The organism is Alteromonas gracilis (assembly GCF_002993325.1).
In the GTDB taxonomy this organism is placed as follows: domain Bacteria; phylum Pseudomonadota; class Gammaproteobacteria; order Enterobacterales; family Alteromonadaceae; genus Alteromonas; species Alteromonas gracilis.
The window spans coordinates 137,565-163,079 of the sequence record NZ_PVNO01000026.1 but is presented as its reverse complement, the minus strand read 5'-3'; the positions used below and the strand labels follow the sequence as shown (position 1 = coordinate 163,079).

20 protein-coding genes are annotated in these 25,515 nt (G+C 40.9%); 15 read left to right on the top strand and 5 right to left on the bottom strand.

Annotated elements, in window-relative coordinates; all coding sequences use genetic code 11:
• The first annotated feature begins 108 nt into the window (after positions 1–108).
• The 4 genes from C6Y39_RS12570 (at position 109) to C6Y39_RS12555 (ending at position 6,452) form a co-directional block, all read left to right on the top strand.
• Positions 109–1,704 carry an isocitrate lyase gene (locus C6Y39_RS12570; protein WP_105931611.1) on the top strand — a complete coding sequence of 532 codons (1,596 nt, stop codon included), beginning with the start codon at positions 109–111 and terminating at the stop codon, positions 1,702–1,704.
• A 282-nt stretch (positions 1,705–1,986) separates the two neighbouring features.
• Positions 1,987–2,931: a LysR family transcriptional regulator gene (locus C6Y39_RS12565; protein WP_105931610.1), complete on the top strand. Its 945-nt coding sequence runs from the start codon at positions 1,987–1,989 to the stop codon at positions 2,929–2,931.
• 98 nt (positions 2,932–3,029) lie between these two features.
• Positions 3,030–5,225, top strand: a complete 2,196-nt coding sequence (locus tag C6Y39_RS12560; RefSeq protein WP_105931609.1) for a malate synthase G — start codon at positions 3,030–3,032, stop codon at positions 5,223–5,225.
• A gap of 333 nt (positions 5,226–5,558) precedes the next feature.
• Positions 5,559–6,452, top strand: a complete 894-nt coding sequence (locus tag C6Y39_RS12555; protein ID WP_105931749.1) for a patatin-like phospholipase family protein — start codon at positions 5,559–5,561, stop codon at positions 6,450–6,452.
• Between the two features lie 22 nt (positions 6,453–6,474).
• Here the strand turns inward: C6Y39_RS12555 and C6Y39_RS12550 are convergent, their stop codons facing one another.
• On the bottom strand, positions 6,475–7,491 hold the full coding sequence (locus C6Y39_RS12550) for an NAD-dependent epimerase (protein ID WP_105931608.1): 1,017 nt from the start codon (positions 7,489–7,491) through the stop codon (positions 6,475–6,477).
• Between the two features lie 13 nt (positions 7,492–7,504).
• Positions 7,505–8,299 carry a S1 family peptidase gene (locus C6Y39_RS12545; protein WP_105931607.1) on the bottom strand — a complete coding sequence of 265 codons (795 nt, stop codon included), beginning with the start codon at positions 8,297–8,299 and terminating at the stop codon, positions 7,505–7,507.
• 195 nt (positions 8,300–8,494) lie between these two features.
• On the opposite strand from C6Y39_RS12545, the gene C6Y39_RS12540 reads away from it, so the two are divergent.
• The 11 genes from C6Y39_RS12540 to C6Y39_RS12490 all read left to right on the top strand — a co-directional run bounded on the left by C6Y39_RS12540 (position 8,495) and on the right by C6Y39_RS12490 (position 21,294).
• Positions 8,495–9,337, top strand: a complete 843-nt coding sequence (locus C6Y39_RS12540; protein ID WP_105931606.1) for a PEP-CTERM/exosortase system-associated acyltransferase — start codon at positions 8,495–8,497, stop codon at positions 9,335–9,337.
• A 143-nt stretch (positions 9,338–9,480) separates the two neighbouring features.
• Positions 9,481–10,374 carry a PEP-CTERM sorting domain-containing protein gene (locus C6Y39_RS12535; protein WP_105931605.1) on the top strand — a complete coding sequence of 298 codons (894 nt, stop codon included), beginning with the start codon at positions 9,481–9,483 and terminating at the stop codon, positions 10,372–10,374.
• A 180-nt stretch (positions 10,375–10,554) separates the two neighbouring features.
• On the top strand, positions 10,555–13,293 hold the full coding sequence (gene prsT / locus C6Y39_RS12530) for an XrtA/PEP-CTERM system TPR-repeat protein PrsT (protein WP_167390655.1): 2,739 nt from the start codon (positions 10,555–10,557) through the stop codon (positions 13,291–13,293).
• A 17-nt stretch (positions 13,294–13,310) separates the two neighbouring features.
• Positions 13,311–14,207: a ThiF family adenylyltransferase gene (locus C6Y39_RS12525; RefSeq protein WP_105931603.1), complete on the top strand. Its 897-nt coding sequence runs from the start codon at positions 13,311–13,313 to the stop codon at positions 14,205–14,207.
• A gap of 2 nt (positions 14,208–14,209) precedes the next feature.
• Positions 14,210–14,722: a serine O-acetyltransferase gene (locus C6Y39_RS12520; protein ID WP_105931602.1), complete on the top strand. Its 513-nt coding sequence runs from the start codon at positions 14,210–14,212 to the stop codon at positions 14,720–14,722.
• A gap of 5 nt (positions 14,723–14,727) precedes the next feature.
• The gene (locus C6Y39_RS12515; protein ID WP_105931601.1) at positions 14,728–15,900 is read left to right on the top strand and encodes a glycosyltransferase family 2 protein; all 1,173 of its coding nucleotides are present in this window, start codon (positions 14,728–14,730) and stop codon (positions 15,898–15,900) included.
• 65 nt (positions 15,901–15,965) lie between these two features.
• Positions 15,966–17,057 carry a hypothetical protein gene (locus tag C6Y39_RS12510; RefSeq protein WP_240618888.1) on the top strand — a complete coding sequence of 364 codons (1,092 nt, stop codon included), beginning with the start codon at positions 15,966–15,968 and terminating at the stop codon, positions 17,055–17,057.
• Between the two features lie 19 nt (positions 17,058–17,076).
• On the top strand, positions 17,077–18,039 hold the full coding sequence (locus C6Y39_RS12505) for a polysaccharide deacetylase family protein (protein WP_240618887.1): 963 nt from the start codon (positions 17,077–17,079) through the stop codon (positions 18,037–18,039).
• Between the two features lies 1 nt (position 18,040).
• Positions 18,041–19,084: a glycosyltransferase family 4 protein gene (locus tag C6Y39_RS12500; RefSeq protein ID WP_105931598.1), complete on the top strand. Its 1,044-nt coding sequence runs from the start codon at positions 18,041–18,043 to the stop codon at positions 19,082–19,084.
• A complete protein-coding gene (locus tag C6Y39_RS12495) occupies positions 19,084–20,202 on the top strand; it encodes a glycosyltransferase (protein WP_105931597.1) in 1,119 nt (372 codons plus the stop codon). Before C6Y39_RS12500 ends, C6Y39_RS12495 begins: the two co-directional genes overlap by 1 nt.
• Positions 20,203–20,415: 213 nt before the next feature.
• Complete coding sequence (locus C6Y39_RS12490; RefSeq protein ID WP_105931596.1) at positions 20,416–21,294, top strand: hypothetical protein; 879 nt, start codon at positions 20,416–20,418, stop codon at positions 21,292–21,294.
• 40 nt (positions 21,295–21,334) lie between these two features.
• Here the strand turns inward: C6Y39_RS12490 and C6Y39_RS12485 are convergent, their stop codons facing one another.
• The 3 genes from C6Y39_RS12485 to C6Y39_RS12475 all read right to left on the bottom strand — a co-directional run bounded on the left by C6Y39_RS12485 (position 21,335) and on the right by C6Y39_RS12475 (position 25,459).
• The gene (locus C6Y39_RS12485) at positions 21,335–22,942 is read right to left on the bottom strand and encodes a hypothetical protein (RefSeq protein WP_146128608.1); all 1,608 of its coding nucleotides are present in this window, start codon (positions 22,940–22,942) and stop codon (positions 21,335–21,337) included.
• A gap of 539 nt (positions 22,943–23,481) precedes the next feature.
• Entirely contained in the window at positions 23,482–24,672 is a 1,191-nt protein-coding gene (locus C6Y39_RS12480) for an acyltransferase family protein (protein WP_146128607.1), read from the bottom strand.
• A 31-nt stretch (positions 24,673–24,703) separates the two neighbouring features.
• On the bottom strand, positions 24,704–25,459 hold the full coding sequence (locus C6Y39_RS12475) for an acyltransferase family protein (protein WP_105931593.1): 756 nt from the start codon (positions 25,457–25,459) through the stop codon (positions 24,704–24,706).
• Positions 25,460–25,515 lie beyond the last annotated feature (56 nt).

Sequence of the window (25,515 nt, the reverse complement as noted above, 5' to 3'; positions counted from 1 at the left end):
TCTCTTATTCCAATTCCGGCACTAGGATGAAATGGAATCAACGGGAACGCCCTACAGCGTAAACATAAACAACGTTAAGTATTTTAATTATAGTCGGGAGAGACGCTCATGTCGCAATATCAACAAGACATTGATAACTTCGCCACATTAAAGGCAGCACAAAACGGAACTTGGGAAGGCATTAATCCAGAGTTCGCTGCACGCATGAAGGTTCAAAACCGTTTCAAAACAGGTTTAGACATTGCTCGTTACACAGCAAGTATCATGCGCAAAGACATGGCTGAATACGACGCAGATTCGTCTCAGTACACACAGTCACTTGGCTGCTGGCATGGTTTCGTAGGCCAACAAAAAATGCTTTCTGTTAAGAAGCATCAAGGCACTACAAGCAAAAGCTACCTTTACCTCTCAGGTTGGATGGTAGCAGCACTTCGCTCTGAATTTGGTCCTCTTCCTGACCAATCAATGCACGAAAAAACATCAGTATCTGCACTTATCGAAGAGCTTTATACTTTCCTTCGCCAAGCAGATGCGCGTGAATTGGGCGACCTTTTCCACAAACTAGACGACGCAAAGAAAAATGGCGGTGATGTAGCGGCTATCCAAGCTGAAATCGACAACTACGAAACTCACGTAGTACCAATTATTGCTGACATCGACGCAGGTTTCGGTAACGAAGAAGCAACGTACCTACTTGCGAAACAAATGATTGAAGCTGGCGCGTGCTGTATCCAAATCGAAAACCAAGTATCAGACGCCAAGCAATGTGGTCACCAAGACGGTAAAGTAACGGTTCCACATGAAGACTTCTTAGCAAAAATCAATGCAGTACGCTATGCATTCCTTGAACTAGGTGTTGATGAAGGTGTAATTGTTGCACGTACTGACTCATTAGGTGCTGGTCTTACTCAGAAAATTCCTGTGTCTACCTCTGAAGGTGACCTCGCTGCCCAGTATAACGCATTCCTTAAAACGACCGAAGTTGCGGGTGTAGACGACCTAACTGAAGGTGACTTAGTGCTTAAGCAAGGTGGAAAGCTTGTTAAGCCAGAGCGCTTACCAAACGGCTTATTCCGCTTTAAAGACAATACAGGTTTTGACCGTGTAGTACTTGACTGCGTAACGTCGCTTAAGCACGGCGCTGACCTACTGTGGATTGAGACTGAAAAGCCTCACGTTGGCCAAATTGCTGAAATGGTTAACGCTATTCGCGAGCAAGTACCAAACGCTAAGCTGGTATACAACAACTCTCCATCTTTCAACTGGACGCTTAACTTCCGTCAGCAAGTATTTGATGCATGGACAGAAGCAGGCAAAGACGTTTCTGGTTACGACCGCGCGAAACTTATGTCTGCTGACTACGATGACAGCGAACTTGCAGCAGAAGCTGATGAGAAGATTAAGAGCTTCCAAGCTGATGCAGCACGTGAAGCGGGTATCTTCCACCACCTTATCACGCTACCTACTTACCACACTGCAGCACTGTCTACTGACAACCTTGCAAAAGGTTACTTCGGTGAAGAAGGCATGCTTGCTTATGTACGCGGTGTTCAGCGTCAAGAAATTCGTCAAGGTCTAGCGTGCGTTAAGCACCAGGCGATGGCAGGTTCTGACCTAGGTGACACGCACAAAGAGTACTTCTCTGGTGAAGGTGCACTGAAAGCATCTGGTGAAGACAACACCATGAACCAGTTTGACGTATAACGCGAACAGGTAAAGAGTTAAACGGAAAGTATCCCAACCTTTCCTACAGGGCACCTTCGGGTGCCCTTTTTTATGCCTCACATTTATTTTATTTATGCCTTCAACAAAAGACAAAGAAAACTATCTTTTTTTGGATTTCATAAAAAAACAATATACTCAATAAAAACCAATAACTTAAAGATATGAAAACTGTTCTGTTAAGACTAAACGCTTATCTGACATTGCAATAAAAAAGCTTTATAATAGTTACATTTAATTCGGTTTAAAAAGAGCATTAGAATAATGAATATAGCGAAGGTCGACCTGAATTTATTGGTTTATTTAGATGTGCTGTTGCGCGAAGGAAGTGTAACAAAAGCGGCAAACCAGCTAAGCATTACTCAACCAGCAATGAGTAACGGCTTAAAACGCCTTCGCGATCTGTTTAAAGATCCGCTTCTCGTTCGCACCAGTGACGGGATGACACCCACTAAGCGCGCACTTGAGCTGCAGCCTATTATTCGCGATGTGCTTAGCCGATTAGAAAGTTCTATTCAGCCAGAGACTGATTTCGACCCCTTAACCAGCGACAGAACCTTCCGCATAATGACCAGTGACTATGCGGAGAGTACCTTGCTACTTGAATTAGTGGGCAGGCTGGCCGATTTAGCACCCAATATTACCCTCGACCTTATCACGCCAAGCGACGTGACGTTTCACGATGTAGAGCAAGGTAAAGTTGATATGGCAATTAATCGCTTCGACGAACTGCCTTTGTCTTTTCACCAAAAAGTTATCTGGTATGACACCTTTAGCTGTGTAATGAGTGCCGACCACCCGCTAGTTGAAAAATGTGACCTTGAAGGCTATTTAAGTGCTCAGCATATTTGGGTTAGCAAAACTGGCTTTGGCGTGGGCGTGGGTATTGACCCAAATGAAGTTCAAAAATTGGGATGGGTTGACGCTGAGCTAACAAAAATTGGTAAACAGCGAGCTATTCGCGTGTTTACGCGTCATTATCATGCAGCCCTGCAGATTGCGAAAAAGCAGAAGCTTATTGCTACCTTGCCAAGTAAAGCTGCCCGTTTATTTAAACACGACCCAGACGTGGTGATTAAAGAGCCTCCTTTCGACATCCCGCCTATTGCGTTAAAAATGGCGTGGAGTGCCCTACTTCACCATGATGCAGGCCACATTTGGCTACGCCGATTAATCAGCGATGTGGCTAGCGAAATGAACGCCGGCTAAACATTCACGAGATATATGGCAAAAATACAAACCATAAATTAAAAAACTATCTCTATACACACTACACTGGGTTAACAGACAAATGTATAGAGGTAGTTATGCAAGGATATATTACTAGAGGCCGACTACAGGTTGCCGAACAACTCGATAACTTTATCAACGAACAGGCTCTTCCTGGTACAGGCGTAGATAAGGATGCTTTCTGGCAAGGTGCTGAAGCCCTCTTCGAAAAATTCATTCCTCAAAATCGCGCGCTGTTAGAAAAGCGAGAGCAGCTTCAACGTGCAATTGACGACTACCACAAGGCTGGCAACCCAGTAAGTGGGAATCAATATACTGATTTCCTGAAAAATATTGGCTACCTCGTTGAACAACCTTCAAATGTAAGTGCTCAAACACAAAATGTTGATGCTGAAATTGCAACGATGGCTGGTCCTCAGCTAGTTGTACCAATCAATAACGCCCGCTACGCTCTTAATGCGGTAAATGCGCGCTGGGGAAGCCTTTACGACGCGCTCTACGGCACTGACGTTATAAGTGATGAAGACGGTGCAGAAGCAGGCCAAAGCTACAACCCTGTTCGCGGCGCCAAAGTCGTTGCGAAAGCGAAAGACTACTTAGATAACATGATACCGCTTGCTAAGGGTAGTCATGCCGACGTTACCAAATACAAAATTGAAACAGGTAAACTGGCTATCACCCTTTCCGATGGTGATGAAACTACGTTAGCAAACACTGAGCAATGGCAAGGATATCAAGGTGACATTAGCGCCCCCTCAAGCTTGCTTTTCGCTCACAACGGCTTGCACTTTGAAATTCAAATTGACCCTACACACCCTATTGGCGAAAGCGATGCCGCGAACGTAAAAGACGTTCTGGTTGAAGCCGCACTAACCACCATTATGGATTGTGAAGATTCCGTTGCCGCGGTTGATGCTGAAGACAAAACCTTGGTGTATAGCAACTGGCTAGGCCTTATGAAAGGCACGCTAAGCATTGAAATGTCAAAGGGCGGCAAGCAGCTTGTTCGCGCTATGCACGACGATAGACGTTATCAACCGTCGAAGCACGTATCGAAAAACAAGCTACAGGATGGAGAGCTAGTGCTTTCAGGTCGAAGCCTTATGTTTGTTAGAAACGTGGGCCACCTTATGACTAACAATGCCATGCTCTTTGACGGAAAAGAAGTGCCAGAGGGGATCATGGACGGTATAGTGACATCTCTTATCGCAAAGCATGATCTTTTAGGTAACAGCAAATTTAAAAACAGCCGCGAAGGCAGTATTTATATTGTTAAACCTAAAATGCACGGGCCAGAGGAAGTCGCATTCTCTAACGCACTGTTTGGCGCTATCGAAACGATTATCGACGTTCCAGCCAACACCCTTAAAATGGGCATAATGGATGAAGAGCGCCGCACGAGCATCAACCTTCAAGCGTGTATTGCTGAGGCCACCTCACGTGTTGTATTTATTAACACAGGTTTCTTAGATAGGACCGGTGACGAAATTCACACCTCAATGCTTGCTGGGCCTTTTGCAGAAAAAGCTGCGCTTAAGTCGATGGCGTGGATTAAGGCTTATGAAACTGCCAATGTTGCTGTAGGGCTTCGCTGCGGCCTCTCTGGCAAAGCCCAAATTGGTAAAGGCATGTGGCCAATACCTGATGAAATGCAAAATATGATGACCGCTAAAATTGGCCATCCAAAGGCTGGGGCTAATACGGCGTGGGTGCCCTCACCTACTGCCGCGACGCTTCACGCGCTTCATTATCATGACGTAAACGTGTTTGACGTTCAGAAGTCTCTTGATGCCGATTTTGATGGGTTGAGCGATATTCTCACCATTCCTTTGTTAGAAGATGGTTCTACACTCACTCGTGACAGTATTAAGCGAGAAATCGACAACAACGTTCAGGGTATTTTGGGCTACGTTGTACGCTGGGTTCACCAAGGTGTAGGTTGCTCGAAGGTGCCGGATATCAACAACGTAGGGCTTATGGAAGACCGAGCAACCTTGCGTATTTCATCACAGCACATCGCCAACTGGCTAGAACACGGCATTGTGAGTGTTGATCAGGTAAAAGAGTCTTTGGCTCGCATGGCAGTGCTAGTGGATGAGCAAAACGCCGGCGACCCTGAATATATTCCGATGAGCCCTGACCTAGACAACTCTATCGGTTTCTTAGCCGCAAGCGACCTTATCTTCAAAGGTAAAGAGCAACCTAGCGGCTACACCGAGCCTTTGTTGCACGCCCGTCGACGGGAGATGAAGGCGAAACTAGCTGGTAATTAAGTTTAGCTATTAAAAATTAAATGCTAGAGAAAGAAAGCCCACCTGTTGTTATAGCAAAGGTGGGCTTTTTGTTTTGTTCATCTCTATTGGCTACCTTTTCTCGTTTATTGCTTTACATCAGGAAATTAACACGAGGTAGTTCCTTCTCCCCACACTCCATCTCATCCCATCTTGTGGCGAAAAAGTAACACCCTAGACTAAAGATCCTAACTAAATAGCGTCTCTATTTTGCCGTTACGAGCTCAGTAAACTACGCTTTTAATAAGAGGCTAAGCAGTAGCAGTTAAAGCAAAAACTGCGGTTGTAACAGCCTCATCATTGTGGAGTATGTACATGCAGATAGCCCCGGCAACAGTTCCGAATGACCTATTACGAGCGGGCATCACACAAATTGTGCCCATCTTTTCAGGTGGCGGCACACGTTTAAGTGCACACATTGGTATTATTAAGGCCTTGAACGATATGCATATTGGTTTCGATACGCTAGTAGGTGTATCGGGGGGCTCTATTGTCGCATCGCTTTACGCGAAAGGTTACTCCGTTGAGCAAATGCGAGAGCTAGCGCTAGTCACTGACTTCAAGCAATTTACCGAGTTTTCACTCGTAAGACTGCTTCGTGAAGGTGGACTTTCATCTGGTGATGTCTTTCAAAAATGGATTGATAGGCAACTCGAAGGGGCAGTGTTTAGCGATATGCCGATGGATTTGAACATTCTTGCCACCGATGTGAACGGTGGCGGGCCTGTTTTATTCAACAAAAAGACTGCGCCTGATATGAAAGTGTCTGAGGCCGTGCGTTACTCCATGTCAATCCCACTTATATTTTCATTTAAGCCGTTCAAAGAACATTTACTAGTGGATGGTGCTATTTTATCAGAAGACGCACTTTTTGAAGATTGGCGAGGTGATGGAACGCCCTCTGTATGTTTTCGGCTGCAAAGCACCGAACAAAAGCGCAAAGCAATTAAGAAGAATATGCTTCAACTGCCTCAATATGTCAGCATGCTTATTAGAACGTTTATGACGGCAATTTCTCGGGAATACGTTAATGCAAAGTATTGGCATAATACCGTGGTGGTAAATACAGGTGAGATTTCAGCGGTAGACTTTTCACTATCGCCTGAGATAAAGAACACACTTTTTGAACTTGGTTACGCAACCACAAAAGAATTTTTGCCCAAAAAGTGTGCGGGTGTAATGAAACGCAGTGCACTTGATGTGTTGTAACCTCATCAAGTGCTCATTAGAATCAAATTTTGTAAAAGTCTCGATACCAATCAACAAAGGCTTTCACGCCCGTTTCTACGTCTGTTGAAGGCTGATAACCCGTGTCGTTGACCAATGATGATACGTCTGCATAAGTGTCAGGCACATCGCCTGGCTGCATAGGAAGAAGCTCTTTTTTCGCCTCAATGCCCAACGCACTCTCAAGGGTCTCAATAAACTTCAAAAGATGAACAGGCGTTTGCGCACCAATGTTATATACCTTATAAGGCGCTTTACTGGTGCTTGGATCTGGGTTACTGCCATCCCAACTCTCATTAGGTTTCGCCACATTATCTAACGAACGGATTACCCCTTCCACGATATCATCAATGTAGGTGAAATCGCGACGGTGGTTACCGTAGTTGTAAACCTGAATCGTTTTACCTTCCAAAATAGCTTTTGTGAACTTAAACAGCGCCATATCTGGACGACCCCAAGGACCGTAAACAGTGAAAAAGCGCAGCCCTGTTGTAGGCAAGTTATAAAGGTGGCTATAAGTGTGAGCCATTAGCTCGTTCGCTTTTTTAGAAGCTGCATACAAGCTTACCTGATGATCAACATTGTGCTGCTCTGAAAACGGCATTGTTTCATTCGCGCCGTAAACTGAGCTAGAAGACGCATACACCAAGTGCTCGACTTTATTATGGCGACATCCTTCCAGGATATTCACAAAACCGACGATGTTAGAGTCGACATAAGCGTTAGGATTTTCAAGGGAATAGCGCACACCCGCTTGAGCGGCCAAATGCACTACCCTGTCGAACTTGTGTTCTTCGAACAGCGCCGCCATTTTATCGCGCTCTTCAACGCCCATTTCTACAAATGAAAACAAATCAGCAGCAGTTGATGACTTGATCTCATTTAAACGCGCGTGCTTTAAATTCACATCGTAATAATCGTTAATGTTGTCAATCCCGACAACTTGGTCACCACGATTGATAAGGTATTGCGATACAGCTGCACCAATGAAACCAGCTGCTCCGGTGACTAAGATTTTCATGTATTGTTCCTGTTTAATTACTTTCCATTTTCGATAAAGCACGTTCCAGTAAGCTGCTAACATATTTAATAGGTATTGCGTAAGTTATACCAGATGGATTCGATAGTGCGCTTTCTTTACCGTCCCTAACATAGACTTTATTTACTACAGCAATAACCTCGCCAGTTTTAATATCAACTACTGGACTTCCTGAGTTTCCTGGAAATGCCGTTATGTCTAATTGATAAATAAGATCAGGGCTCTGTAAGCGCTTAAGCTGTTTGCTTGACAGAACCTTTGAATCTCTGACGGGCATAAAGTCAGGGGTGATTGTAGCAATGATACCTTTATGCACAGCGGGAAATAACCCTAAAGCAGCGCCAAGAGGATACCCAAAAACAGCAATATCAGTACCAGCCGGTTGTAATACATCTTTCGCTAATATGAGAGGTTTCATTGCACTTTCAACTGAAAAAAGCGCAAGGTCATGCTCAATATCTATTTCTAAAAGTTCAACTTTTTGAAAAGAGAATCCGTCCTCAGATGGAATCATCGCCACGTAATATTCAACTATAGTAGGATCCAACTCTTGACCTATAACATGATAGTTTGTAATTACATAGCTTCCGTCGTGTATTACAAATCCCGTTCCCTTTATTGAAGGGGCCTTACTTTTAAGAGGACTATAAAGTGCAATAGCAACGGTAGACTTTGTAGCGCGTTTAGTAAGGGTTACAAGCTCTTCTGCAAATACAGGTGCATTACCAAGTAAAAAGTGTAGAAGCATCATCACGGAACATATTGTTTTAAAGCTATTTTTTATAAGCATATGAAAGTATATTGTTGAAAAATTATATTTCTCTATGGAATTTAATAAGCAATGATGCGTTATTGGTGTTTGGAAAATATTACGTTCATGAAGGTATTTTTACAAACTATACTTATTGAAGCCGAATAAAATATAAAAACATTATTGCTCATAAAGCAACAATGCTTGTGGTCTCTGAGACGGGTAGAAAGTGTTATGCAAAAAGGAAAGTTGGTACAGAAGGTACAAAATATTTTTGGCGCCAATAGTCGGGTCACAAAAGCTCTAAAGGGGTATCAAAAACTGCAAGAAGTTAAAGAGATATCTCATCATTTCTCCACATATTTAGCACCAAAAATTGCGCACAGCGATGCATTAAAAAATGAATCTTACAAAATGCGATACCAAGTTTATTGTATTGAAGAAGGTTTTGAGCCACCAAACGACTTAGAAATCGAAACTGATGAGTTTGATGCTTACTCTTCGTGCTGTTTAATCGAGCATATACAAAATCAAAGGTTTGCGGGTACGGTAAGATTGGTCCGCCCCCAAGCTAAAGATCAATTGCTTCCCATTGAGAAGTACTGTAGCAATTCTATAACACACAATGCACTCGCCCCCAGAAACTTCCCTCGACACGAGATCTGCGAAATATCGCGTCTTGCAGTGCCCAATGAGTTCCGTCGAAGACAAATGGATAAATTCGATGGTGCCGCAATTGGTGCCATCAACACTGATAGCTATTCTGAGACCGAACTGCGCTGTTTTCCCTTCATTGCAATTGGCTTATACTTAGCTGCTGCGGCTGTTTCTATAAACTCTGGGGTGAAGCACAATTATGTGATGATGGAACCCCGTTTAGCACGCTCCATGCGCTTCATTGGTATACGATTTGAACAGATCGGACCGATAGTTGATTACCACGGTAAACGCGCTGCATACCATATCACGCCTGAAATGCTTCATAGAAATCTGCCAAAAGGTTTTTCAATAATGTACGAAAACATCAGACAGACACTGAAATCACAGGAAAACTTTTCCAGCTTGCCCCTAGATTAACACTATTAATGTTGTCAGATAAATTTACACAACAGATAAAGACTTATTTTTTATCTTTATTTTTCATTGACTTAAGTTTTGGCACGTAAACTGCTTTACCGTGATGACTTCAAGACACGCTGCAAACACAACGGAGAGCAGAAATGAAAAAGTTACTACTTACAACAACAATGGCTGCAGGTTTAGCGCTTAGTGGACAAGCTGCAGCGACACCTTTTTACCTAGACCTTACTGACGATTCAACTGTTAACCCTCGCGGTTCAATTGACGCGCTTGGCCTTCAATATGACTCTGTATCAGAAGTTAATACACTGACTGGTCAAATCACGTCACGCGGTGGTTTAGGCCTTATCGGTTACACATTCAACGGCTCAAATGCTGGTTTTACAGACCTTGCAGACTTAGTTCTTTCTGACGACGGTGGACTTCAGAACACCTTCACTTATGACCCTGAGCCAAACAACCTAGGTTCTGACGGTTCTGGCTTCCCAACTATTGTAGTTACTGCCCTTACATTCGATTTCGAGCTTGAAGGTTTCCTAAACCCAGATGGTGATTCTGTTTCTTATACTGGTGGTGTACTAGACATTTATTCTTACCAGTACAGCTACCCATTCGGAGACGATGACAACATAACTGTCGTTGCAAATAGTGAAAACTTACTTGTAAACAGCGAATTCAGTACCAGTTCTATTGACCCAGGCGAGCAAGTAATCGAATCTCTTATTACTGAAGTTAGCCTAACGCCTGCCGGTCAAGAAACATTTTACTTCGAAGGAAATTCTGGTTTCGTTTCTTTCCAAGACTATATCGACGCAACATTGACTGATATCTTAATTTACGCCACACAAACAGTTACAGTAGGCGAGCTTGCAAATAGCATTGCTAACCCAATCGATGTAGACGGTAATACCGTACTTATCAGCGACAACCACGCAGTTACTGTTGAATTCCGTGTACCTGAGCCATCAACTGTTGCAGTTTTAAGCCTTGGTCTAATCAGCATGTTTGGTTTTTCACGTCGTAGCAAAAAGTAAAGCTCGGCTGATTCACGATATATCATATAAAGTATTAAAAAAGCTGCCTAAATCAGGCAGCTTTTTTTTTGCCAAAAATATGTCTAAATTTGCTGGTTTTCACTATAAAAAGCCATTGAATAGCTTGTAAATTATCGTGAATAAGTTACCTTAGCGAAGTTAAGCAATAAGGAAGTGAATGTGAAAACCTATTCTAAATTGTCTGTTGTTTCATTGTTTTGTTTTTTATCTGCATGTGGCAACAACTCTCCAGAAAAAATGATGGCTGATGCCAAATCAATGCTTGAAAGCGGACAATTGCAAGAAGCTTCGGTTACTTTAAAAAACGTTATACAAAACAACCCCTCGCTTTTAGAGGCGAGAGAAATGTTAGGAATGATTTACCTTAATCAAGGGCTTTATCTCGCTTCTCAAAAAGAACTACAACGAGCAGAGAACGTCTTAAGTGATCAAGGCAAAATTGCATTAGCTGAAACGTATTTGTGGCTAGAAGAATTTGATAGTGTTCAAGAACTAGAGATACAAGCTGATGGTACTGATAAAGACGAACTGAAACTTTATCAGGCAATAGCATTGTTTCGCTCTGACCAACCAGCAAACGCTGCTAAGTTTATGAGCGAACTTGAATCGTCTTCCTCGCTTACAGTTGCTTCGGTCGCCAGAGCTTACAGTCATACTCTAAATGAGGAACCACAGCTTGCGTTACAGGCTATGGATGGGACAATCGACGACCTGGCTAGTTCGCCACTTGCGCTGCAGTTAAAATTCACATTGGAAAATTTTCTGAATAACTGGCCAAATGCTATCGCAACCAGTAAACAATTATTGTCGTTACGACCTGCAGATTACAAGATTAAAACGCAGTTGGCGACAGTGTTAATAAACGATGGAAAATTTGAAGAAGCCAAACCCATTGTAGAGCAACTGTTACAACTAAGTGCCGATCAGGCGTATTTTAATCAACTAAAAGGTACCATTTTACTTTCTGAGAAAGATTTTGAGGGCGCGACACTTCACTTAGATAAAGCAATTAAAAACGGACGCTCTAATCAAGTAACAAGACTTTTTTCAGCAATTGCTCATTACCAACTTGGCAATTTTGAACAAGCATACCAAAATCTTTCCAGTATTATTAATACTTTACCCAAAGACCACTACGCAAAAAGATTGTATACCACCATTCAGCTTAGATTAGGCTATACGCAGGATGGCGTGAACAGTATCAATTCAATGTCAGACCTAGGTCAAGATGACTTATTGTATATCGTTGAGACATCAAGACTACTTATCCAAAGAAATGAGTTGAGCCAAGCTAAGCAATTAGTAAACAAGATAAACTCCGAAGAAATTGCTGATGCAAAAATGCTACAAAACATTGGATTGTTGAAGTTACTTACGGGCGATAGTGGTATATCAGAGTTAGAGCGGAATTTAGATGCATCTTCGGATACAGAAGATAGCTTCTATCTACTCCTCGTAGCTTACGTAGAAAACAAATTATATGATAAAGCATACGAACTCATCGATACGCGGTTTACTGGTGAGCAAAATACGATTCAACGCTTAAAGTCCACTGGCTTTGTGCAGCAAACATCTGGTGATATGAACGCTGCAAATAAGACGTATGAGAAACTCAGAGAGATAAAGCCTGATAACTTCGACGCTATGTTATTTTTTGTTGAGCAATCAATTAAAAATGCCAACTTGAGTAATGCTGCGAGTCAACTTAATCGCGCAATAGAACTCTACCCGCTAAGCACCCGCCTTTTAATGCGTTCATTTCAAGTCCATCAGCGTATAGGCGACTTAGCTCCTGCCATTTCTCAGTTAGAGAATGCGCAATCATCGTCTGATGAACCTAGATATGCCTTATTGTATGCTGCGGCGTTGCTATTAAATGAACAATACAAAGGCGTCGTCGATTACCTAAAAGAGAAGCAACAATTGCTTGAAGCAATTCCTAAGTATTGGATGCTTCTAGGTGATGCATATTTGAAGCAAGCTAATTACAATGATGCACGAAAAGCATTCGCAGAATGGAGAAAACAGGAACCAGCAGTATCTTCCTATACACAAAGCATACAGTTAGAAGAAATAGAAGGTAATTATTTACAAGCTGAACAGTTAATTTCTGAAGCTAAAAGAAAACTAGGTACGAACACTACCTTCGATCTTCTTGCAGGCCGTCTGAAACTTTTGCAAGGCAAGAACAAAGAAGCAAGTGTCATTTATGGAAGGCTTCCGGAAACTGCCAAGCAGTCCTTAGCTGGTCAATTAATCAAAGGTCGCCTCGCCTTTGCAAAAGGTAACTATAAAGCAGCACTAGAGATAATAGAACCGCAATATAATAAAGCCCCCTCCAGAGAGTTGGCACTACTCGTTTTTTCGTCCCTCGTAAAACTAGAGCAACACGAACGAGTTATTAACTTTACTGAAGCACATTTAGCGAACGTACCCAGTGATGCCAAAGTGCGTTTGTTATTTGCAAACTACCTGCTAGAAAAAGAGCCTAAACGCGCTATTGAGCAATATGCTTTCCTTGTTCAAAACGAGAAAACAGACAGCCCGCTCGTGCTTAACAATCTGGCTTGGCTTCTCACTAAAGAAGGCTCTCCTTCTGAAGCACTAAATTATATTGAAAAAGCGGATACATTAGTCCCTAACAACCCTAATATTTTGTCAACCTACGGCGCCGTTTTGTCATCGCTATCACAACACGAGAGAGCTATTGAAAAGTCAAAAAGTGCATTTTTACTCAGCGATGAGAATGCCAATATAGCGCTTGAATATGTTCACGTTCTTGCTTTGGGTGGAAGAAAAACTGAAGCAAAACAAGTTGCGTCAACTATCATTCCTGTTACAGCTGCACAAGAATTACAGCTCAATGAATTGAAAAAACAACATCAGCTGCAGGACTAGTTCAGGGTTTTATACTTATGTTTGATTACAATGATGCTTTTTCGAGAAATATTGGATGGGTTACAGAAGAAGAACAGCTTAAGCTTAAAAATAGTAAGGTTGCAATAGGCGGTCTGGGTGGCGTAGGCGGCGATCATGCTATAGTTTGTGCCCGCTTGGGAGTTTCCAATTTTCATATCTCAGACCTTGACGCCTATGACTATGCAAACTTCAACCGTCAAGCCGGCGCATTTGTATCAACCATAGGTAAAGAAAAGTCTGTGGTGATGGAGGAGACGCTTAAGGATATTAACCCTGAGGCGAGTATCGTTAATTTCAAACACGGCATAACACTTGAAAATCTAGACGAATTTTTAGACGGTGTAGACGTCTATATCGATAGCTTAGATATCTTCGCACTAGAAATTCGTAGACAAGTTTTCCGTCGTTGCTACGAACTCGGAATTCCAACGATCACAGCAGCTCCTATGGGAATGGGCACAGCAATGCTTTGTTTTAAACCAGGGAAAATGTCATTTGATGAATATTTTGCCATGGTTGACGCCCCAGAAAATGCAAGCGACGAAGAAAGAGCACTCTATTTCGAAAACAACATTGTACGTTTTGTGATAGGCGTGTCACCTTCCGTGCAGCAAAGACATTATTTGGTACAAAATTCATCTGTAAATTTTATGAAAAAGAAAGTTCCTTCCACCTGCATGGGCATTTCGCTTGCAGCAGGCGTTCTTTGCACTAACGTGCTGAAGCTGTTGCTGAACCGAGGAGATGTGGTTTGCGCGCCAAGGGGACTTCATTTTGACGCCTACAGAAATAACTTAATAAAAACATGGCGACCGTGGGGAAATAAAAACCCTCTACAGAAGTACATGTTTAGAAAGGTGAAACAAATATTAGATGACAACAAAGAAAGTTAGCGATGTCTGCAACCTTTAAATTAATAAAATCAGATATTGCGCGAAAAAAGCAAATATTCTTGGATGATGGTGCTGATATTTCAACGCTTCGCACTCTTCTTACAGATGGAACAAGCGCAAATATAATCTATCGTTTGGCATATCGATGCGCGCAGAACAAGTTTTTATCTCCTTTTGCACTAGTACTCTCCCATATAAATCGGGTTTATAATGGTTGTGTAATTGGTGTAAACGCGAAGTTTGATGAAGGTTTTGTAATAATGCACCCTATTGGGGTTGTTATTAATTCGAAAGTTGTTGGTGGGAAAAACATAACGCTGGAAAGCGGTGTGGTGATAGGAGATGAGAAAGGTAAGTCACCTACACTCAGCGACAACATATTTTTTGGAGCTGGCGCCAAAGCATTCGGCGGTATTAACATAGGCAGTAACGTGAAAGTTGGCGCTAATGCTGTGGTTGTGAAGGAGATACCTTCAGACTCTACAGCGTTGGGAATACCAGCAAAAGCTAGATAAATTTCATGAAGTACATAGAATTCTTTTTTTGCTTAGCCATTTTCCTCATCCTATACAGCTATCTGTTGTATCCAGCGATACTCTACTCGCTTAGCCGAGTATTTTCTAAAAATAAGTCATCTGATGTAAGTCCTATTACAGAAAGTAATGCATTACCTTCGGTGTCGGTTGTAATATCTGCTTACAATGAAGAAAGCTGTATAGCCGAGCGTATTGAGAATTTGTTATCACTTGATTACCCCCATGATAAAATTCAATTTTTCATTGCTTCAGACGGCAGTTCTGACGATACCGATAACATCATCAGTAGCTTTAATGATCCACGCCTTTGTGTTTTTTGCTTCGAAGAAAATCGAGGCAAAATCAATGTACTCAATGATTTGCTTAATCGAGTTTCCAGTGAAATAACGGTTTTTTCTGATGCTAACACCATGTTCGCAACGGACGCCGTATTACAACTCGTTTCGCCTTTTAATGACGTAAATGTGGGCGCAGTGTGCGGAGAACTCAACCTTATTGACGCTTTTTCAGGCGACAACAAGGATAACCTTTATTGGAAGTACGAACAGTTCCTCAAGTACCACGAGTCTAAAATCGACGCCTTGCTTGGTGCAAATGGTGGAATTTACGCAATTAGAACGTCGCTTTACGAACCGTTGCCTGATAATACAATTATTGACGACTTCTGCATTGTTATGAATGTAGCCAAACAGCACTACCAAATTGTGTATAACAAAGAAGCCTTAGCGACGGAAGAGATTGCCCCAACCTTGAAAGAAGAAGCAGGCAGACGCATTCGTATAGGTGCAGGAAACTATCAATCACTTTCCCGGTTAACATGGCTTCTTAACCCTCGTTATAAATGGCGTTGGTTTTCTTATGTAAGTCATAAAGTGATACGCTGGTTTGTACCGCATCTGATGATAATTACGCTGCTACTTAATACTATACTCTTGTGGCACACAAACTATCTATATCCCGCACTATTCATTGGCCAACTTACATTCTATTCATTTTGGATGCTTGGTGAGCTGAAAATTTTTAAAAACGTTCCCGTGGTTGGCAGTGTTATTGGTTTAGTAACATTTTTTGTGTCAATGAACATATCCCTTTTCAGAGGGTACATTCGTTTCTTATCTACGAACCTATCAGCGACATGGCAAAGGACATCTAGATGATCGCGCTCATACTACTATTAATATTATTCGTGTTGGCATTCACTATCGTTGTGAAAAAGAAAAAAATGCAAAGTTGGCTTTGGAATTATACCAAGAGCAAATTTGCTCAAAAGCCATCGGTAAGTGGTACCCAACATGTGATGTTCTGTTTTGTAGACCACTATGAACCACAGTGGAAAAATAAAGATAACATTGAACTGGAAAGACAGCGTGTAGACAGATGGATGGTAGATTACCCTAAAATGGCGTCGCAATTTACCGATGCCGATGGATGCCACCCAAAGCATAGCTTTTTCTTCCCTGAAGAAGAGTATCGCAAAGAACATTTAGATAAAATTTCTGATCTGTGTGCAAAGGGTTTTGGAGAAATCGAAATACACTTACATCATGAAGATGATACTAGCGATAACTTGCGTAAGACGCTCTCTGGTTTTGCGAAGTGCTTGCATGAAGAACACAATGCGTTAAGTGTTGATCCTAAAACAGGTGAGCCTGTATACGCTTTTATTCATGGCAACTGGGTTTTGGACAACTCCCATCCAGAGGGAAAATGGTGTGGTGTCAACGATGAGCTTATCGTACTTCGTGAAACTGGATGTTATGCCGATTTCACGTTCCCGTCGCCGGACGAATCGCAACCGGCAATGTTAAATACCATATATTATGCGAAAGACGACCCAGATAAGCCAAAGTCTTACGAAACCGGACGACCTATTGTAAAGGGCGGCAAGGCTTGGGGAGACTTGCTGCTTATCCAAGGTATTTTAGGTTTAAACTGGAAAGTAAGAAAGAAGGGTATTTTTCCTCAAATAGAAAATTCAGATGTAAGGAAAACATTTCCTCCTACACCAAATCGTGTTGATTTGTGGGTTGAGCAAGCTATTCATGTAGAAGGAAAGCCTGAATGGATATTTATAAAAGTACACACTCATGGCGCACAAGATGGTGACATGGACACGCTGCTTGGAGCCCCAATTAAAGAAATGCATAAACACTTAACTACGCAATATAATGATGGTAAAGACTATGCATTGCATTACGTTTCAGCAAGAGAGATGTATAACATAATAAAGGCGGCTGAGGCTGGGGAAGAAGGCAATCCAAACAACTTCAGAGATTACATACTTTCACCACCTTCTTTTAAAAAGCTAGCTTAACATGTTATCAAGAATAAAAATGAAAGTAGGACGCTTACTAGGCCTTGACGGTTTGACCTGGCGTTCAGCCCCTAATGGTTTGTATAGCGTGAACTTTCATCGAATTGGTAACAGTAAAGAAACGGAATTCGATCCTTGCGTGTACTCATGCACTACCGAAGAGCTTGACGCACACATAAAGTTTTTCAAGACACACTTTGACATTATCAGTCTTAAGACGTTGTCTGAGATGTTATTAGACAATACAAAGCCATCGTCTAAACTAATGTGTCTAACATTTGATGATGGCTATATAGACAATTTTAGCAATGCGCTCCCAGTGTTGCGTGCCAATGATGTAACAGCTACATTTTTTATCGCCACGGGATTAGTGGGTAGCGGGCATGTGCCTTGGTGGGACAAAGTTGCCTATCTCATAAAGTACCATCAGCCTAAAAGCCTTCGCCTTGCTGCATGGCGAGATGATGTGATTTTTGAAAACTGCCAGGAGCGTTTTATCAGAAACGTTTTGCACGCTATAAAAAGTTGTAAACTACCCGCACAGAAACAGATAAATCAACTTGAGCAAGCCCTACTCCATCAAAACGGCTACCCTGCGGCTGAATTCATGGATTGGCATCATTTAAAGACGTTACTGGAATCAGGAATGGAGCTTGGTGCCCATTCTCATAATCACGACATATTAACAAAACTCTCGGAAAATGAATTGTTGTACGAGCTAAGTCACTCAAAATCTTTACTTGAGAGTAGCTTAGGATGTGATATCACTGCTTTTTCTTATCCTGTTGGAAGCAAGTCTACTTATGATCAAAGAGTAATAGAAGGATTGAAAGATACCGGCTATAAGCTCGCCTTCAATTTTCAACCGGGCATCAATACGTCTCCCAGTACTAACCCGTATGATTTACATCGATTCCCAATCGCTCCTGACATGACTAATGCCGATATAAGACGGATGTTTAGCTACGCTAAGAGGTATTAGAATGCGTATCGTACATTGCGTAAGCAGCCTTAAAGTGGGCGGTGCAGAAAAGTGTGTAAAAAATCTTATAAAGGTTCAAAAACAAAAAGGTTTTGATGTTGAAGTGTTGTCTTTTGGCGATAAAAGCGATGCTTTCCAGTATGATATAGAATCACTAGGCGTCAATGTTATCAACGTGAAAGGTAATATTCTTACGCGGCTTTTGAAGGCAATACATTACTTACAAGGCTTCTCCACTATCCATATTCACTCTCCTGCAGTGATAAAAGCTTTTGCCCCTATTTTTCCCGTTCTTATTTTCAAGAACGTTATCTACACCATACACGGCGAAGTTGAGCCTCCAATCGGATTCATAAAGGGGTCGCACAAGTTAGCCCAATGCTATATCAATAAGGTATTTGGGGTTTCTGAAAGTATCAAAAAGGGAATAAGGCAGCGTTATGGGTGGAACTCTCACGACGTAACCGTTATTAATAATGGTGTTTATTGCCCTACTCTCCCTCATCAAATCGCAAAACAGCCGATTCTTAACTTATGCACAGTATGTCGACTCGTACCACTTAAAAACATTACGCAATTGGTAGAAGCCTTTGCTCGATATGAGCTTGGTCACCTCGCAACGTTAAATGTGTATGGTGATGGACCTGAGAGGGGGGTTATAGAAAGGCTAGTGGAAGTTCACAAATTGCATGATTCTGTGATACTTCATGGTGAAGTACTTAATGAAGATGCTATCTACGATCATCAGGATATTCTCCTAATAAACTCGACAACTGAAGGTTTACCCATGTCTCTTTTAGAAGCGATGGCACGGGGTATTCCGGTAATATCAACGTCGGTGGGCCAAATTCCCAAATTGATCCAGCATGGCGAAAACGGGTTTATTTATGACGTAGGTGATATTGAGTCTTGGCACAAATTAATACTTTCGCAAATACATGATCGCGATAAGCTAATGCAAGTTGGGCAGCACGCCTTTGCGTTTATCAAACAGCATTATGCCATTGATGATGTATCCGCCATTTATGAAGCAGCGTATCGCTAATGAAGAAATCTATTCTATTTTTCACCAACCTACACCCGCTTCCGTGGCAACCTGCGAGAGCGACATACAACTTTGAGGAAATTAGACACCTCAAAGTACATGCTGACGTTAAAGTGCTTATGCCGGTACCCTGGTTTACGTACCTTAAACAAGTTGTGTTCAAAGGTCATAGGAGTCCTGAGGGCTTTTGCTTATTTCCGTTTTTCTATATTCCCAAAGTGCTTACTTCTTTACATCCTCTCTTCTTATTGCTATCGCTAATAATTTGCGTAAAACCATTACTTTGGTTAGCTAAAAGTAAGAATGTAATAGCCAGCTGGGCTTATGCCGAAGCTGTGGTTGCAGCACTCGGAAAAACCGTTTTCAAGTACAGACTTATCATTGAATGTTTAGGTAGCGATGTAAATGCGCTGATGCAGAAGCCTATGCACAAGAAGCAAATGAGCTGGGCGTTTAAGAAAAGCACCGCGGTTACGACAAAAAGCAAAGCACTTGCCAAAGCTGTAAAACTGCACGTTCCAGAGGTAACTCCTCACGTCATCTATAACGGGGTCGATTTTGATGTATTTACGCTTAGAGAGACTGTGCCGTTTTCTAGTCAAACTCAAAGCCTTTTATTTGTGGGCTCCCTCATTCCAACTAAAGGTGTATATGAGCTTATTGACGGTTTTGAACAGGCAATCGCCAATAACCCTCTGATAACGTTGCGTATTGCAGGAGAAGGCGGCAGTAGAGGCATTCTGCAAAAAATGATAGACGCTAAATCGTTAGAGCATGCGGTCACATTACTGGGTGCAATACCTCACCAATCGCTTGTAGGCGAGCTTCACAAGTCAGACGCTCTCATATTACCAAGCTATAGAGAAGGGGTTCCTAATGTCATAATGGAAGCCTTAGCGACGGGAACACCGGTTATCGCAACCGACGTAGGCGGTATAGCTGAAGTGCTAATACCAGAAGTAGGCGGTATACTAATAAAGGCGCAAAGTGCTGATGCAGTAGCAGCAGCAATAAGCGAAATAGCGATAAAGCCATGGAATTCACAAAAGATCCACGCATCGGTCTCTAGCTATACTTGGCAGAATTCGGCCAAACATATTATCTCACTACTTATATGATTTTTGGCAATTAGAAAAATACAGCCTATATCAACGTAAATAAACATAGACTTTTATATCAAGTCACAGTTTTCACTGTATGGTTGTAGAGAGTTAATGATATATGTTTATACTAGTGTGAGTAGATTTATAATTCCTACTAACTCTGAAGTAAACAGAGTGGTATTTAATTTTTAATATTGAGTTACTTTCATATATTCAGGACTTCAGTGAATGATTGTAAAAACCGCAATTCTATGTGTTTATTATGTCCCAGAAGATATGGAATGGGTATTTTATAAACAGTTAGAGCAAATAAGAAAGAACAGTCAAAACTATATTATTTATGCGGCATTCATTAAAGGCTCAGATAAAGTTTACAACGCACTTAAACAATCCGACGATGTGAAACTTTGCAAGGTGCACGCAGAAAATAACCACCCCAGTAAACAACATAGTATGGCGCTAACACAGCTCATGCAATATGCTATAAGTGACGAAGTTGACGCAGTTGTAACTTTAGATGTTGATAGTTTTCCAATTTCTGACAAATGGCTTGATAGCATGTATCTTTTAGCATCTTCAAGCGACGGGGTATGTGCTGTTCATAGAGTAGAAAATGGGGATAAATTTTTGCCTCATCCTAGTGGATGCTTATTGTTAACACAGTTTATTAAAGATTTCCCGTTTGAGTTTTACCCAGATAACCTAGATGACCTGGATGATAAGTTTATCAATGAAACAGAACAAAGACCTGACAGTGGAGTTGGCTTAGGCCGAGTTTTGTGGGAGCATGACCTGAGTTGGAGCCAAATAAAACGGACTAACAAACAAGATTTGCATTACTTAATGGCAGGTGTTTATGGAGACATAATTTTTCATTTAGGTGCAGGCTCAAGAAGTCCATTGTTTGCTAAGGAAGTTAATAACTCAAAGACACTACGTCTCATTCAAAGCATCGAAAACCTGCCTTTACTGTGGCGAGTTCACAATAAGTTGAAGAAATATATCGAAAATAGATTAATCAAACAAAATTCTAAAGTTGTCAGGAGAATAGAGCTTGAATTAAAAAACAATGCCGAAGACTTCTTTATTTTTCTAAAAACGAATTGAACTCTTAATAGTTTGTTACTTTTAGATTATTAGCTCGAGATCAAAAGGATGCTATTTCAATGTACTCTCCTTTTTGTGGGCGCAGTTTCTGAATATTTTCTATGCTAGTGATAATTGGGGCAAGCTCTAAACTATCATGTACAATTACGAATGAACGGTCATCACTAGTGGTGACTTCATCACGTTTCAGTAAAATGCTGTCTTCTGTCGTTACATTGTTCTCAAATGTTATATGCGGACGCCCTTCTACCCAGTTTGAATCTGAAATTTCGTCGGTCAACCATAGTAACTTACTATAGCTTCCAACAAAAGCGACTGAGTTATTACGTAGGGTTATCGAACGTATTCCTTGAAAAGTCCTTAATATAGTACGTTCAAAACCTTTATCAATAAGAAACAAGTTATTTTCAAACAACACGTCTCCTCTGGAGCCACTGTTACCATCACCGCCCACACGGCTACCCAAGCCAGGAGGCCGCATAAATATAATGTTATTTTTTACTTCAAATTGCTGACCTGCAAAATCGTATTTCTGGTCGTAACCGATAAGTTCCAATAAATATTTAGCTTGGCGATCACTTCCTGACTCAATCCAGTTATTTTGAATGAGTGAATTTTCAAAACGAGACTTAACAATGTTACCACGATTACCATGCAAATAGCTGTTTTTTAAAACAAAAACACTACCGGGGAAAGCATGTTGATCGCTAGCCACATAAACAGCATGCCCCCAGGGGCGACCATTTTTCTTGCCACCACTTTCCGTTACTTCCACATTAGACATGGTGAAATTTCCGGAATTTAAGTCTGTGGACAGTACCCCAGTGCTACAACGCCGTACTACCACATTTTTTAATTCTGTATTAGTAGCCTCATTTCGGAAACAAAGCCCCCCATCTTGCAAAATAATATTATCAATACGCCAGTTATGAGAATTACGAAGTGCTAGAGTCCAGTTAAATCTCTCGGTCCCCCCTGCAAATATCGGCCTAGAACCAGCGTCTTTTGTATTACCGATAAGACGTATAGGTAATTCCTTTGTCCCAGATATATTCTTGATCTCAACCGGCTCGTAAACTGCGTTAGGATCCAAGTAAACTGTATCACCAGCTACTAACTGATGAAGGATTTCTTTTAGTTGACGGTGCTGACGAGAAGGCCCTAAGTACCAAGTTTTAGGTTTTCTTGGAGTATTAACAGTCTGAGAGTTCCAGATTATTCGATAGATTTTACGACGTCGCTGGCTGTCTGTTTCTTCAAACGTTAAACGGTGAGTAAGCGTCGAATTGTATTTGTTATAAACTTGCACCCTTACCCTGAGCGTATCTCCTTCTTGAATTTCCAACGGCTGGTCGCTTACAGGTACCGAACCATTAACCGATATACTTATTCCTTTCGCGTTTAGAATTAAAGGGTGCTTACCAACGCCTTTTACCGTGAAGCATTTCTCAATAATAGCTCCAGGTTTAAGTTCCAAGTCCGCAGGTAAATTTGCTACGTGGCGAACGCCCCATTGGTAACTCGACACATCTTTAACCAAACATTCATTCTTTACGTTATCTATAGTACTTGCATTAATAACTTCTGAATAAAACAGCGAAAAAATAATAAATATCAAAACATGTTGAAATCGAAACATAAAATTCAATACGTACCCCAGATAAATGAAATATAACGGTAAATGACAACTCGAAGGCCACAAACAATAATTGCATTAACTAGAGCGTGGAGAGTACAAACGATTTAAGTTTAGTAGCTCTCAACAAGCACAAAATCTGAAACCATATATTTTGAATTTATGCTTTCTACCATTACGACGAATAGACTCTCAGACATGCGAACGTGAGTTCAACATATCAAAAATGCGACTTAACTTTCTCAAGATTAACTTTAACACAATTAGACTACATTTGTTTATCTGACCTTTCGGAATGTATAAAATGGCGTGTGAAAAACAGTCGTAATGTGCAATATCCTGACGCCTTTCCTTCGAACACGAGCGTAATTAACTCTCTAGCTTTACCTCGTAACAATACAAGCAATTAGTAAAGACGACACTATTAAGTGTACTGGAAGCCCATTCACTGAGCTAAACATCTTCATTAAGATTAGAGACAACTGATTTTATTGCTGCTTACGATACCGCTATTTGAAAGCGTATTTCGTCTCTCATTACAACACTTTAAATTATTGCGAAGAGTTTAATAAAACAAAACCTTTATCAACCATATTTTCAATAAACCTTTGCCCAAAAATCATCTCCCCTGTATGACTAATATGTCGATTGTCTGAATAGGTAACGCCTCCTTCGAGAATCAAGTCATTAGGAAGTGTTAATGCAAAAGATTCAAATTTAGAAATGTATGGTATTTTGTATTTTTCAAGTTCAGTAGAAAATATTTCATCAACAACGATAGTCAGCTCAATGGAATTTTGTGAGATTATTTCATCAAACTGCTGTTCGAATGGTTGTTCATACCTCCAACTAATTGGCGATATTTTTAATGAGGGCAGCATTCCTATCATAATTACGTTTAATGAATGTTTTTCTTTAATATCTGCTAGGTAGTTGACTACTTCTCGCACCCTTTCAAGCGATAGGTCCTCATGAGTTGCGCTGTGTAAAGTGTTAACTTTAAACAGTCTATCCGGGGTTTGGGTGTATAAAACATAAGAAATACTCTTTGAGAATTTCTTAGCGAAGGTTTTAAAATCTTCATATTGACACTTAGGTAACTTACTTTGGTCCCCTATAAACTCATGTGCTCTGCAAAAACCTCTAGAAACACTGACAACAAAAGGGTTTAATGCATTTTTCGCAATAGCATTGTACAAGTCCATACCATGGCTACCGCCCAATATAAAAACCGCACCATTGTATTTATTTGCACATTTTTCAAATCTATTTATGAAATTGCTATTGAACTCGGACGACCAAAACTTACAGTCCTTATTATCAAACATAACTTGGTTTGTATGAGAGTTGTCTGCGTTTTTCAGAATTTCGTATCGCGCCATTTGTTCAGGGGCAACTATTTTTTGTATCTGTAGATTTTCTCTTAAAAGAAATCCACACAGAAAGCATATGAAAACAGAAATAAACGAATATCTTAAAATTTTTCTACCGTTGAATCTTTTTCTATTTCTAAAAGGGGTTTCAATATATTTCCAAGTTAAATAGCTAAGCAAAAAGGTCAACGTGATTGCTATCAATATCTGGACAGGCTCTAAATGGAGCGAGTATTCTTTTTTCATCAAAGCTAAAATGGGTTGATGCCACAAATACAAACTGTAGCTAATCAACCCAACCTTTGTTAAAAACCCAGTCGACAAAACCTTGCCTGTAAAGTTTCTTTGGTCTGAAAATAACAAAACCAAAACCGTACCTAATACGGGAAATATCGTTAGTTTAGTAGGGTGAAGAGTTGAAGGAGTAAATAGAAAATAGAAAATAGGAAATTAAAATTAAGCATATACCAAGTGCCGAAAGGAAGGTTGAAGACTTTGCTTTTATTTTGTTTAGATAGCCATTCAAATAAAATACTGAAGCCAACGCTCCTGCCAACAGCTCCCATGCTCTAGAAGGGAGTAGGTAAAAATTTGCTATTGGTGAGTTTAAAGCTCCCCACTCAGAAATTAATAAACTTGTGATCGATATTAAAATGAGAGCGCTAATAATTACTTTCTTTCCTTTTGAAAATAAAAGCATTATTAATAAAGGGAAAAAGATATAGTATTGTTCCTCAACTGCCAAACTCCACGTATGAAGCATCGGGGAAAGCTCAGATGCACTTCCAAAATAACCTGAAGTTTGCCAGAAATAGATATTAGAGGAGAAAAGGATAGCACTTAATACACTTGTACCATAATCGCCAATGAATTTAGGGTGACTACTCACGAATGGTAGAATTAATGATGTTACAGCAATAACCGCTAAAAAAGCGGGTAATATTCTTCTTGCTCTTCGCTCATAAAACTTGGTAAGAGAAAAACTGTTAGCTTCAAACTCTTTCAAAAGAATAGATGTTATTAGAAACCCACTAATTACAAAAAAGACATCTACACCTAGAAAACCACCTGTTACATATGGAAGTCCCGAATGAATCCAAATAACGGGAAGAATGGCAACGGCTCTAAGACCATCAATTTCTTTTCGATAATACAACTCTTAGTCCTTGTTTAAACTATTATAGTGATGAGTACTTTGTTTGTACTGAAGCT